The sequence below is a fragment of the Mycolicibacterium rhodesiae genome (genome assembly GCF_002086695.1).
In the GTDB taxonomy this organism is placed as follows: Bacteria; Actinomycetota; Actinomycetes; order Mycobacteriales; family Mycobacteriaceae; genus Mycobacterium; species Mycobacterium rhodesiae.
The window spans coordinates 86,473-99,131 of sequence record NZ_MVIH01000012.1 but is presented as its reverse complement, the minus strand read 5'-3'; the positions used below and the strand labels follow the sequence as shown (position 1 = coordinate 99,131).

Annotated in this window: 12 protein-coding genes and 1 tRNA gene; 8 read left to right on the top strand and 5 right to left on the bottom strand. The window is 66.2% G+C overall.

What is annotated here, in order from left to right; all coding sequences use genetic code 11:
- The first annotated feature begins 50 nt into the window (after window positions 1-50).
- The 6 genes from BST42_RS21780 (at window position 51) to BST42_RS30345 (ending at window position 5,072) form a co-directional block, all read left to right on the top strand.
- Window positions 51-1,967 (top strand): acyl-CoA dehydrogenase family protein, encoded by a 1,917-nt coding sequence (locus BST42_RS21780; RefSeq protein WP_083121398.1) that lies wholly within the window; start codon window positions 51-53, stop codon window positions 1,965-1,967.
- A gap of 98 nt (window positions 1,968-2,065) precedes the next feature.
- The gene (locus tag BST42_RS21775; RefSeq protein ID WP_083121466.1) at window positions 2,066-2,722 is read left to right on the top strand and encodes a hypothetical protein; all 657 of its coding nucleotides are present in this window, start codon (window positions 2,066-2,068) and stop codon (window positions 2,720-2,722) included.
- Window positions 2,719-3,300 carry a cytochrome c oxidase subunit 3 gene (locus BST42_RS21770; protein WP_083121397.1) on the top strand — a complete coding sequence of 194 codons (582 nt, stop codon included), beginning with the start codon at window positions 2,719-2,721 and terminating at the stop codon, window positions 3,298-3,300. Before BST42_RS21775 ends, BST42_RS21770 begins: the two co-directional genes overlap by 4 nt.
- A complete protein-coding gene (locus BST42_RS21765; protein ID WP_083121396.1) occupies window positions 3,300-3,563 on the top strand; it encodes a cytochrome C oxidase subunit IV family protein in 264 nt (87 codons plus the stop codon). Before BST42_RS21770 ends, BST42_RS21765 begins: the two co-directional genes overlap by 1 nt.
- A 290-nt stretch (window positions 3,564-3,853) precedes the next feature.
- Window positions 3,854-4,501, top strand: a complete 648-nt coding sequence (locus BST42_RS30350; RefSeq protein WP_083121395.1) for an APC family permease — start codon at window positions 3,854-3,856, stop codon at window positions 4,499-4,501.
- On the top strand, window positions 4,389-5,072 hold the full coding sequence (locus tag BST42_RS30345; protein ID WP_083121394.1) for an APC family permease: 684 nt from the start codon (window positions 4,389-4,391) through the stop codon (window positions 5,070-5,072). The genes BST42_RS30350 and BST42_RS30345 overlap by 113 nt, the downstream gene beginning before the upstream one ends.
- A 24-nt stretch (window positions 5,073-5,096) precedes the next feature.
- Here the strand turns inward: BST42_RS30345 and BST42_RS21750 are convergent.
- Window positions 5,097-5,169 (bottom strand) — tRNA-Asn (locus BST42_RS21750).
- A gap of 151 nt (window positions 5,170-5,320) precedes the next feature.
- On the opposite strand from BST42_RS21750, the gene BST42_RS21745 reads away from it, so the two are divergent.
- Entirely contained in the window at window positions 5,321-5,569 is a 249-nt protein-coding gene (locus BST42_RS21745) for a hypothetical protein (RefSeq protein ID WP_036344477.1), read from the top strand.
- 75 nt (window positions 5,570-5,644) lie between these two features.
- Here the strand turns inward: BST42_RS21745 and BST42_RS21740 are convergent, their stop codons facing one another.
- From BST42_RS21740 to BST42_RS21730, 3 genes are read right to left on the bottom strand one after another with little or no spacing between them, the layout of a single operon-like run.
- Window positions 5,645-5,956 (bottom strand): DUF7155 family protein, encoded by a 312-nt coding sequence (locus BST42_RS21740; protein WP_083121393.1) that lies wholly within the window; start codon window positions 5,954-5,956, stop codon window positions 5,645-5,647.
- 55 nt (window positions 5,957-6,011) lie between these two features.
- Window positions 6,012-7,943, bottom strand: a complete 1,932-nt coding sequence (gene dnaG / locus BST42_RS21735; protein ID WP_083121465.1) for a DNA primase — start codon at window positions 7,941-7,943, stop codon at window positions 6,012-6,014.
- Window positions 7,944-7,952: 9 nt separating this feature from the next.
- Complete coding sequence (locus tag BST42_RS21730) at window positions 7,953-9,221, bottom strand: deoxyguanosinetriphosphate triphosphohydrolase (RefSeq protein ID WP_083121464.1); 1,269 nt, start codon at window positions 9,219-9,221, stop codon at window positions 7,953-7,955.
- Window positions 9,222-9,265: 44 nt separating this feature from the next.
- Between BST42_RS21730 and BST42_RS21725 the strand changes: the two genes are divergently transcribed.
- Window positions 9,266-11,275, top strand: coding sequence for a TPM domain-containing protein (locus BST42_RS21725; RefSeq protein WP_083121392.1), 2,010 nt, complete (start codon window positions 9,266-9,268; stop codon window positions 11,273-11,275).
- Here BST42_RS21725 and BST42_RS21720 read toward each other — a convergent pair.
- Entirely contained in the window at window positions 11,272-12,654 is a 1,383-nt protein-coding gene (locus BST42_RS21720; protein ID WP_083121463.1) for a glycine--tRNA ligase, read from the bottom strand. The genes BST42_RS21725 and BST42_RS21720 overlap by 4 nt on opposite strands.
- Between the last annotated feature and the right edge of the window lie 5 nt (window positions 12,655-12,659).

Here is a 12,659-nt window from a genome sequence, read left to right as displayed (position 1 = left end):
GTTTGCCACATCCGCGTTTGCCAAATGCGCTGCGGGGATACCTTCATGCCATGACCACCACTGCGGAGCACCTCCGGAACGCGCTCGACGGCCGTTGGCGAGACGTCAAGAACGCCGTGCGAGACGAACTTTCCACGGAAGTCTTCCGGCCGCACTACACGCCCAACACCGTCATCGCTCGCGCGAAGGTGGCTGAGCAGATGAAGATCATGGCGGCCAAGGGCGCCGCTGAAGACGGCTTCCGCAAGGAGCACGGCGGCAACGGCGATGTGGGCGCCGCCGTCACCCGCATCGAGATGCTCGCAATGTCCGACCTGTCACTGATGGTCAAGGCAGGCGTGCAGTGGGGCTTGTTCGGCGGCGCCGTAGAGAACCTGGGCACCGAGCGTCACCACAAGGCCTACGTCCAGCGCATCATCGACCTGGACCTGATGGGCTGCTTCGGCATGACCGAGACCGGGCACGGCAGTGATGTCCAGGCTTTGGAGACCACCGCCACCTACGATCCGGCGACGCAGGAGTTCGTGATCAACTCCCCCACGCCGACATCGCGCAAGGACTACATCGGCGGTGCGGCCGAAACCGCCAAGGTGTCAGCCGTTTTCGCGCAGTTGATCACGAATGGCGAATCGCACGGCGTGCACTGTTTCGTCGTTCCCCTGCGTGACGAGGACGGCAACGACCTGCCCGGCATCACGACCTCGGATTGTCATTACAAGGGCGGCCTGCCCGGCGTCGACAACGGCCGGATCATGTTCGACAACGTCCGCATTCCGCGCGACAACCTGCTGAACAAATACGGTGACGTCGCGGCGGACGGCACGTATTCCTCCCCCATCGAGAACGTGAACCGGCGTTTCTTCACGATGCTGGGCACACTGATCCGAGGCCGGGTCACCGTCGGGGGCAGCGCAGCGGCCGCCGGCCGGGTGGCGCTGGACATCGCGGTGCGATATGCCTTGCAGCGCAAGCAGTTCAGTGCACCCGACGATGAGGGCGAAGTGCTGATCATGGACTACCTGGTGCACCAGCGCAGGTTGTTCCCCTTGATCGCCCGCTCCTATGCGTTGCAGTTCGCCCAGAACGAGTTGGTCGCCCGCCTGCACGACCTGCAGACCTCGGACAACCCCGACGCCGAGGAGCAGCGTGAGCTCGAATCCCGGGCCGCCGGGCTGAAGGCGGCCAACACCTGGCACACCAGCACTGCTATTCAGGAAGCCCGCGAAGCATGCGGCGGCGCAGGCTATCTCGCAGAGAACCGGCTGATCGCGCTGCGCGCGGACACCGACGTGTTCACTACCTTCGAGGGTGACAATCATGTGCTCACCCAACTGGTCGCCAAGGAATTGCTGACCGCCTACGCCGACGACATCAAGGGCATGAGCCCGGTGGAGTGGGTACGCTTCGCCGCCAACTTCGCCGGCGACCGCGTATTGAAAAGGACTGCGGCCGAGACGATCATGCAAACCATCCTCGATTCCCGTCAGGACAACGAGGAGGAGGGCAGCCTGTTCAACCGCGGCACCCAGGTCCAGATGTTCGAGGACCGCGAGGAGTACCTGCTGGCGTCGGTGGCGCGCCGGCTGCAACGCAAGTCCAAGGAGATGTCGGCATTCGACGCCTTCAATGCCGTGCAGGATCACGTGCTGCACACGGCCAAAGCGCACATCGACCGGATCGTGCTCGAGGCATTCGTCGCCGGTATCGACGCCTGTGAGGACGAGGAAGCCCGCAACATCCTCGGAATGGTGTGCGACCTGTACGCGCTGTCGGTGATTGAGGACGACAAGGCCTGGTTCATCGAGCACCGGTTCTTGTCCACCGAGCGCGCCAAGGCCGTCACGCGCGGCATCAACCAGCGCTGCCGCGACCTTCGGCCGCACGCCGAACTGCTGGTCGACGGCTTCGGGATCCCCGAACAGTTGCGGTATGCAGAGATGCTGCACCCGGAGAACATCCTCGACTAGCGGTTTTGACAATTTTGACAAAACTGTGGGAGTGACCCAGTAAGGTCGCGGCCGTGGAGCTCACGCTGCAGCGCATCGGCGCATGGTGCGGAACGATCATGATCCTGCTGTACGGAACCTGCATGTCGGGGTTGGCGCGGTTGTTCCCGCCGATCTCGCCGGTGTGGTCGCCGACGGAGGTCGCCGACTTTTTCATCGACCACAAGATCTGGATCCGGATCGGTATCGCCGGCTGCCTGCTGACCTCGGTGATCGCCCTGCCGTTCCTGGCCACCATCGTGCTGCGGATCCGCCGCGTCGAGGGGCGCTGGGGCATGTTGTCGATGACGCAATTGTTCGCGGCGACGATATTCGTTCCCGCGCTGCTGTTCCCGTTCCTCGTACTGGCCGCTGCGGCGTTCCGGCCGGAGAGCAGGTCGCCGGAGATCACCCAGGCGCTCAACGACGTGTTCTGGCTGATGTTCATCGGCATCGTCGGCACGATCATCGTGCAGAACATCACGCTGGCGATCGCGTCGTTCATCGACAGCACCGAACCGCAGACGTTCCCCCGCTGGTACGGCTACCTCAACCTGTGGGTGGCGCTGCTGTCGCTACCGGGCTGCGTAGTCGTCGTATTCAACGACGGTCCGCTGGCGTGGCACGGGGTGTTTGCGTTCTACATTCCCGGACTCGCGCTGACGGTGTGGATGTTCACCACCACCTACGTGCTCAATCGCGGAATCAAGGCGCAGCAGCTGGCCGAACAAGCATGACGGCGGGCGCATCCGCCACCGCCAGCCGCCGAATCCCCGGCGAACAGGGCACCTGGGTCTTCCTGCTCGGCGACATGCTGGTGTTCGCGGCCTTCTTCGCCACCTTCATGGTCGAAAGATCAAAGGCGCCAGAGATTTTCGACGCCGCCCGCAAGACGCTGCACGTCAACATCGGCTTGGTCAACACACTGGTGCTGCTCACCAGTTCGCTGTTCGTGGTGGCGGCGATCGGCGGACTGGGCACCGGTGCGCGTGCGATCGCCGCCCGGGCACTGGTCATCGCTGCCGGCTGCGGTGTGGTGTTCGTGGCGCTGAAGGTGACCGAGTACGTCTTGCTGGTTCGAGACGGGCACACCGCGGGCGTCAACCACTTCTACCTGTATTACTTCATCCTCACCGGGCTGCACCTGCTGCACGTCTGCATCGGCATCCTCGTGCTGGCGTTGATGATGACGCAGACGCGCCGCACCGAACTGTCGGCGACCCGACTGGCGGTGATCGAGGGCGGCGGCTGCTTCTGGCATCTGGTCGACCTGCTGTGGATCGTCCTGTTCCCTCTGCTGTACCTGGTGAGCTGATGCTGGATTTGATGCGTAATCGGGCCGGCGTGAGCTGGCTGATCCTGGTGGCCGCGACGCTGGCGTCGTTCATCCTTGGCGCGGACCACGGCACCGGCTCACTGGTCGCGGTCGCGGTTCTGGCGATCGCGGCGATCAAGGTGCGGCTGGTGGGCCTGGACTTCATGGAGTTGCGGCACGCCCCGATCCCTCTGCGAATGGCGTTCGAGGTGTATTGCGTGGGGCTGTGGGCGCTGCTGTCCGGCTTGTATCTGTGGCTGTGACGCGTTCGTCCGTCCTGACCAGTCCCGTCGGATCCTGCGCACGACGATCCCTGTACGCCAATGAGATTGGGCCCCTGGACTCCCCCGCGACTGAGGTCGAATAGGGCAGAAAGTCATCAGGTCGGCGGCCAACAGTGCAGAGAGGCGGCGACCCGAGACGCGGCCGACGACCAGCCCACGAAGGATCGTCCGAATACACTTCCGCGGATGGATGACCCAGGCTGTGTCGAACTGGGTGCGATGCGCAACCGCCGGCCGGCCAGAATCCTGCGCCGACCGTCGATGCGGCCATGACGGAACCCGTCGGCGACGGCGCCACACTGAAGCGGACGCTGGGCTTGCCTCTGGTCACGCTGTACGGACTCGGCAACATCCTCGGTGCCGGAATATACGTACTCGTCGGGAAGGTGGCGGGTTTCGCGGGCTCCAGCACTACCCTTGCCTTCCTCATCGCGATGGCCGTCGCCGCAGTCACCGCGCTGTCTTATACCGAGCTCGCGGGCCGCTATCCGGTGAGCGCCAGCGTATCCATCTACCTCCACCGTGCTTTCGAAAAGCGCTGGCTCTCAACCATTGTCGGTCTCACAATGGTTGGAGGCGGAATCGCCTCCGCGGCCGCGCTCGCCCAGGGCTTCGCCGGATATCTGAACTCGTTCCTAGCCGTGCCCACGCTCGTGGGCAGTATCGGTCTGCTCGTAGTGCTCGGCGCCATCGCCATCAAAGGGATTGGCGAATCGGCCACGACGGCCGCAATCCTTACCGGGCTCGAAGTCTTGGGTCTGGTGGTGGTCATCTGGTTCGGGCGGAACGCCTTCACACACATCGATGTCGGCCGCTTGGTCTCGATCGACCCGGCGGTCGGACTCGGCGGCGTTCGCCGGGGCCTTTCTGGCCTTCTACGCCTTCATCGGCTTCGAAGACATGGTCAATGTCGCTGAGGAAGCCAAAAAGCCGAGCCGAACCATGCCTCTGGCCATCCTTTTCGCGCTCTTGTTCTCGACTGTTCTGTATCTGTTGGTTGTCGTCGTCTCGACGACCTTGGTGCCCCCGGGTGAACTCGCGCGCAGCGAGGCACCGCTGACGTTGGTGTTCGAACGAAGCGGCGCCGGCCACGGGGTCTTCCTCAGCCTGATCGGCATGGTTGCCGCGATCAACGGCGTCATCGTGCAGATCATCATGGGCTCGCGCATTCTCTACGGACTGGCCAAGGAAGGGTGGATTCACAGCAGGTTCGCCCGCGTGCACGGTTCCTACCAGACGCCGGTGACGGCGACCGTCGTCGTGGTGTCGGTCATGATCGCCGGCACCGCACTGCTCCCGCTGGTATCGCTGGCACGGCTCACCAGCCTGTTGGTGCTCATCATCTTCACGCTCGTGAACGCGTCATTGATCGTCATCAAGCGGCGCCAGCGCTCGCACCGCGGCTACCTCAACGTCCCGACGGTGATCCCCTACCTGGGCGTGGTGCTGTGTTTAGGAATGCTCGTCTTCCAAGCCTTTGACTGGTGACGAACGACGAATTGAATGACCTTGCTCCCCCGCTTGGACTCGAACCAAGAACCGTCCGATTAACAGTCGGAAGCTCTGCCAATTGAGCTACAGGGGACTATCTGCAGCCCGCGTGAGTGCTTTCGCGCTGATGCGGACCGGAGAGTGACTCTAGCTTACCGGGGACCCCGGATGCCAAACCGGCGGGCGAGCGCCAACACAGGTACGTCAGGCAGGATGGAGGCGCGAGGATTCAGGAAGGGAATGCAGTGATCCAGTATCTGGCCGTGCTCGGCGTGGGTTATGTGTTGGGCACCAAGGCGGGCCGTAAGCGCTACGAGCAAATCGTCGGCACCTACCGCGCCATCACCGACAATCCCGCCACGAAGACCGTGATCGACGCAGGACGCCGCAAGCTCGCCGACCGGGTGTCACCGGATCCAGACCCCAAGATGGTCACGCTCACCGAGATCGACGCCAACACCACCGTGGTGGAACCACAGCGGTCGGAGAAGTAGGTACGACGAAATCGACCTCACGGTCGTCAAGCGCACAAATTCACAGCCCTCAGGTCGATCTCGCGACCCGGAAAACTAGCCCAGCGGGATGCTGATGGTCTGACCCGGCAGCAGCGGGCCGGTGCTCACACCGATACCACCACCGGGCATCGACCCCGCGTCAGGACCGTAGACACCGAACTGGGGTGTGCCGATGCTGACGTTGTTGTTCGAATACGACAGGCACTGCCCGTCGCCACGCGACCCGAACCAGGCCAGGCAGGTGCCGCCGGGATTTGCCGATGCGACCGGGGCCTCCAGCGCCGCCAGGGCCGGCACCGCAGCCGCAGCCACGGCAAGCGCACCGAAGGTGGCGATACGCCGGGCACGAGAATTCGCGGTAGTCATATCTGACCTTTCGCCGGAGACAGGCAGCACGTTAACCATAACCCGATGGAAGTTTTCACGCAGTGAGGTCGTCGCCGCTGGCTTGTTCCAGCAGGCTGCGCCGATACGCCTCCAACGCGACCAGGTCACCGAACAGGGCGTGGTACTCGTCGCCCTGCTCCACCGGCGACATCCGCTGCAGTTTGGACTTGACCTCGGCAACCTGACGGCCTACCCACACCTCTTGCAACCGGGCCAGCACACCGCCGACGTACCGCGGCAGCTTCTCCTCTTCCTCCTCGACCCGGATCGCCTCGACTCCGAGCTCGGTGATCAGACCCTCGGTCAGCGGAGCGCCGGCCCGTTCGCGCACGGTGTCGATCCACTGTGCGCCGACGATGCCCGACGAGGTCCCGCCCGCGGCCTCGATCGCGATCCGCACCGCGGCGTACCCGGGATGCGTGAAACTCTCCACGGTCAGCGAGTCGAACACCGGTCCGGCCAGCGCCGGATACTGCAGAGCGGCTTTGAGCGCCTCACGCTGCGGCCACAGGGTCGGGTCGCGCGGGTCGGGTCGCCGGGCCCCGGCGTCGGTGACCTTGGTGCGGGCAGGCGCGGCGCGCTTGTTATCGCGGCCGGCCGGCTTGTGACCGGCTTCCTCCCGAACCCGGGCGATCACCTGGGCGACGTCGTCCCAGCCCACCCAGCCGGCGAGCTGACGGGCGTACTCGTCGCGCAGCGTGGGGTCTTTGATCTGAGCGACCATCGGCACGCAGCGGCGCAACGCCGCCACCCGGCCCTCGGCGGATTCCAGATCGTGCTCGGCCAGTGCGGTGCGGATCGCGAACTCGAACAGCGGCGTCCGCCGGGCCACCAGGTCGCGCAGCGCACCGTCCCCCTGCGCCAGCCGCAGATCGCACGGGTCCATCCCGTCGGCAGCCACCGCCACGAAGCTCTGCCCCGCCAGGTTCTGCTCGCCGGCGAACGCCTTGAGCGCGGCCGCGCGCCCTGCCGCGTCGCCGTCGAAGACGTAAATCAGCTCGCCGCGGAAGAACTTGTCGTCCATCATCAGCCGCCGCAGCATCGACAGGTGCTCGTCGCCGAACGCGGTGCCACAGGACGCGACCGCGGTGGTCACACCCGCCAGATGCATCGCCATCACGTCGGTGTAGCCCTCGACGACGACGGCCTGATGTCCCTTGGCGATATCGCGCTTGGCCAGGTCGATGCCGAAGAGCACGTTCGACTTCTTGTACAGCACCGTTTCTGGGGTGTTGACGTACTTGGCTTCCATCTGGTCGTCGGCGAAGATGCGGCGAGCGCCGAAGCCGACAGTTTCGCCGCTGGCGGTGCGGATCGGCCACAGCAGCCTGCGGTGGAAGCGATCCATCGGTCCGCGTCTGCCCTCACGCGACAGCCCGGCGGCTTCGAGTTCCTTGAACTCGAAGCCCTTGCGGATCAGATGCTTGGTCAGCGAATCCCAGCCCGACGGCGCGAACCCGCAGCCGAACTGGCGGGCCGACGCAGCGTCGAAATTGCGCTCGGTCAGGTATTGCCGCGCGGGCGCGGCCTCCTCGGATTCCAGTGCGGCAGCATAGAATTCCTGCGCAGCGGCGTTGGCGGCGATCAGCCTGCTCCGGCTGCCGCGGTCGCGCTGCACGCTGGTACCGCCGCCGCTGTAGGTCACGGTGTAGCCGACGCGGTCGGCCAGCATTTCGACGGCTTCGACGAAGCTGACGTGCTCGATCTTCTGGATGAAGGCGTAGGCGTCGCCGCCTTCGCCGCAGCCGAAGCAGTGGAAATGCCCGTGATTGGGCCGCACGTGGAACGACGGCGACTTCTCGTCGTGGAACGGGCACAGGCCCTTCATCGAATCGGCACCGGCCCGGCGCAGCTGCACGTAGTCGCCGACGACGTCCTCGATGCGGACCTGATCACGGATCGCGGCGATGTCGCGTTCGGAGATCCGGCCCTTGCGGTCTCCACCTCCGCTCACCGCTGTCGTCATCGGCACAGTCTAGGACGCGCATCCGTCGGCGATGTGCGCGTCGATGCGCTCCACCCGGCCTTCGGTGTAGGAGGCGAGCTGGTCGACGACGACCCGCATCCGCGCCGCGTCGTCAGCGGCGGCGGTGAACTCCGGGGCGAATATCGGATCCAGTGTCGCGGGCGCGCCGTCGAGCAGCCAGTTCGCCACCCGGTGGATCCGTTCCCGTTGCTGCGCCTGCAGTTCCAGGTGCCGCGGGTCGGACATGATGAACTGCAGCGCCAGCGTCTTGAGCAGCGCCACCTCGGCCCGGACGGTCGCGGGTACCTGCAGATCGGCCTGGTAGCGCACCAGCGGCTGCGGCCCGGCGACCTCGTGGGTCAGCCGCACTGCCGCCGAGGCGAACCGGCCGACCAGTTCACTGGTGAGCCGCTTGAGTGCGACCGATGCCCCGAGCGTGCCGTCGTACTTGCCGACGCCGGCGACCACCGGCAGCTGAGACAACCGCTCGGCGGCGGCCTCCAGGTCGGCGGCGGCGATCGTGCTGGACTCCCCCAGCGCGCCCAACGCCGCTGCGGCGTGGGCGTCGGCCAGCACCCGCAGGTCGATGCGGCCGGACACCACGCCGTCTTCGACGTCGTGCACGGAGTAGGCCACGTCGTCCGCCCAGTCCATCACCTGGGACTCCAGGCACGGCCGTCGCGACGGCGCGGCACCTCGCACCCACTCGGCCAGCGCCCGGTCGTCTTCGTAGAAGCCGAACTTGCGCACGCCCGGTTCGCGGAACCACGGGTACTTGGTGACGGCGTCGAGTCCCGCCCGGGTCAGGTTCAGTCCGACGCTGCGACCTTGTCCGTCAAGCACTTTCGGCTCGATACGGGTCAGGATGCGGAAATTCTGGGCATTGCCCTCGAAACCGCCGCAGGCGGCCGCGAACTCGTCGAGCGCGCGTTCCCCGTTGTGGCCGTATGGCGGATGGCCGATGTCGTGCGCGAGGCCCGCCATGTCCACCAGGTCGGCATCGCAGCCCAGCGGCAGCGCCATCCCCCGCCCGATCTGGGCGACCTCCAGCGAATGCGTCAGCCTGGTGCGCGGGTTTTCACTCTCCCGCGGACCGACCACCTGAGTCTTGTCGGCCAGCCTGCGAAGAGCGGCACAGTGCAGCACGCGCGCCCGGTCGCGAGCGAAGTCAGTGCGGTGCTCCGTCGACGTACCGGGCAGACCGGCAGTCTTCGGCGGCTCGTGCACCACCCGCTCACGGTCGGCCTCGTCGTAGTGGCCGTTCTCATTCGTCGTCACCGACGCACAGTCTGCCAGCACCGGCCCTACTACATTTGACGGTCATGCGCCTCGCACGTCTGTTCAGCCTGCTCGCGGCCATCCTGACCACCGCCACCTTGGTGGCACCCGCCGCGACAGCCGAGCCACCGTTCCGGCTGCCGGACTACGTCACCGACAACGCCGGAGTGCTGGCCGGCGGCCAGCTGGCCAGCGTGCAGAACGCCGTCGACAGCCTCTACCGCGAGCGGAACGTGCGGCTGTGGGTGGTGTTCGTCGACTCCTTCGCCCCCAAGACTGCAGTGGGCTGGACCGAGGAAACCCGCCTGGCCAGCGATCTGAGCAATCAGGACGCGATCCTGGCGGTCGCGACCGGGCAGCGCTCCTACGCCTTCCTGGTGCCCACCGCGGCGGCCGGCGGCGCGAAGATCGACGACCTGCGCCACGACAAGATCGAACCCGCCCTGCACAACGGCGACTGGGCCGGTGCCGCGATCGCGGCGGCTGACGGTCTGGCGGCCAAGACCAGCAGCGGCGGCGGATTCTCGCTACTACCGCTGGTGATCATTCTCGGCGTCATCGTCCTGGCGGTGGTGGTGTTGCTGGTGTGGAGCCGGCAGCGACGGCGCAAGCGGCACGAGGCCGAAGTGGCCGCCGCCAAGCGGGTCGACCCCACCGATCCCAATGCCCTGGCATCGGTTCCGCTCGACGCACTTGACGAGCTGTCCCGGTCGATCGTCGTCGACGTCGACAATGCGGTGCGTACCAGCTCCAACGAATTGACCTTGGCTACTGAGGAATTCGGCGAGCAGCAGACGCAACCATTCGTGCGCGCCGTCGAGAACGCCAAGGCCACCCTGCAGCAGGCGTTCAACGTGCGCCAGCAGCTCGACGACGCGGTGCCTGAGACGCCCGCACAACGCCGCGATCTGTTGACCCGGGTGGTGGTTGCCGCCGCGCGGGCCAACCGTGAGTTGGACGCCCAGAACCAGGCGTTCCATCAGCTGCGCGACCTCGTCATCAACGCACCCGACCGGCTGGACACGCTGACCCAGAAGCTGGTCGACGTCAGTGCCCGCATCGATCCCGCCGAGGGCACGTTGACTCAGCTGCACACCGAATTCGCCGAGTCGGCGCTGGTCTCGGTGGCGCGCAACGCCGCTGCCGCCAAGGAGCGGCTCGACTTCGCCGACAACTCGATCAGCCGGGCCCGCGAGCTGGTGGCCAAGCCGGTCGCCGGCGAGCAGAGTGAACTGGTCGATTGTGTGCGCGGCGCGGAAGCCGCCCTGCAACAGGCCGATTCGATGCTCGACGCGGTTGACAGCGCGGCCGGCGACATCCGGCGCGCGGTCGCCACCCTGCCTGCGGCGATCGCCGACACTCAGCAGGGCATCAACCAGGCCGTGGCCCAGCTGACCCAGGGCGGACTGTCCAACACCGCCGAGTTGACCGCCGCCCGCGACGCCGCGGTCGCGGCGGTGGCCGCGGCCCAGACCAACGGATCGGCCGACCCGTTGGGGGCGTTCACGCAGCTGACCCAGGCCGACGCCGATCTCGACCGGCTGCTGGCCAGCGTCGCCGAGGAACGGGAGAACGCCGAACGGCTGGGCCGGTCCTACGACCAGGCGCTGTTCACCGCCCAGTCGCGGGTGCGTTCGGTGGCGGACTACGTCGACACCCGCCGCGGCAGCGTCGGGCCCGAGGCTCGCACCCGGCTCAATGAGGCGGTGCGTCAACTCGAGGCCGCGCAGGCCAAACGCAAGACCAACGTCGCCGAGGCGATCGCACATGCCAACGGTGCGTCGATGCTGGCCGCCCAAGCCCAGCAGCTGGCCAACAACGACGTCCAGGCCGCGCAGCGCACTTACATGAATCACTATGGCGGCGTTGGCGGTTCGTCGAACATGGGCGCCGTCATCGGCGGCATCATCCTCGGCAACATCCTGTCCGGCGGCATGCGCGGTGGATTCGGCGGCGGCTTCGGCGGTGGCGGCGGATGGTCGTCGACCACCTTCGGCGGATCGTCAGGCGGATCCGACGGCGGCGGAATGCTGGGCGGCGGTGGCCGCTTTTAGCCCTTAAGCCGGGTGGCCAGGTAGTCGACCACCGAGTCGATGCCGATCCGCTCCTGGGTCATCTGGTCGCGCTCGCGCACCGTCACCGCGTGATCCTCGAGGGAATCGAAGTCGACGGTCACGCAGTACGGCGTGCCGATCTCGTCCTGGCGGCGGTAGCGGCGGCCGATCGCGCCGGCGTCGTCGAACTCGATGTTCCAGTTCTTGCGCAACTCCGCGGCCAGATCCTTGGCCTTCGGGCTCAGATCGGCGTGCCGTGACAGCGGCAGCACCGCCGCCTTCACCGGCGCCAGCCGCGGGTCCAACCGCAGCACCGTGCGCTTGTCCACCCCGCCCTTGGCGTTGGGCGCCTCGTCCTCGGCGTAGGCGTCGACCAGGAACGCCATGAACGAACGGGTAAGTCCCGCTGCGGGTTCGATGACATACGGGATGTAGCGGGTGTCGGCGGCCTGGTCATAGAACGACAGGTCGGTGCCGGAATGCTCCGAGTGCGTCTTGAGGTCGAAATCGGTGCGGTTGGCGATGCCTTCGAGCTCACCCCAGGGGTTGCCCTGGAAGCCGAACTTGTACTCGATGTCGGTGGTGCCCGCCGAGTAGTGCGACAGCTTCTCCTTGGGATGCTCGAACAGCCTCAGGTTGTCGCGGTTGATGCCCAGATCGATGTACCACTGCAGCCGGGTGTCGATCCAGTATTGGTGCCACTCGGGCGCGGTGGCCGGCTCGACGAAGAACTCCATCTCCATCTGCTCGAACTCACGGGTGCGGAAGATGAAGTTGCCGGGGGTGATCTCGTTGCGGAAGCTCTTGCCGATCTGGCCGATACCGAACGGCGGCTTCTTGCGCGAGGTGGTCACCACGTTGGCGAAGTTGACGAAGATGCCCTGGGCGGTTTCCGGGCGCAGGTAGTGCATGCCCTCCTCGGACTCGATCGGCCCGAGGTAGGTCTTGAGCATCATGTTGAATTCGCGGGGCTCGGTCCACTGGCCCTTGGTGCCGCAGTCCGGGCAGACGATCTCGGTCATGGCGACCGACTCGGGGTCCGCGATTCCCTTCTTCTCGGCGTACGCCTCTTGAAGGTGATCCTGGCGATGACGTTTGTGGCAGTTGAGGCACTCGATGAGCGGATCGTTGAACACCTCGACGTGGCCGGAGGCCACCCACACCTCGCGCGGCAGGATGATCGAGCTGTCCAGGCCGACGACGTCGTCGCGGCCGGTCACCACCGACCGCCACCACTGGCGCTTGATGTTCTCCTTGAGCTCCACGCCCAGTGGGCCGTAGTCCCAGGCCGACTTGGTCCCGCCGTAGATCTCGCCGGCTGGATAGACCAAGCCACGACGCTTGGCCAGGTTGACGACGGAATCGATGACGGACGCCACGGTGG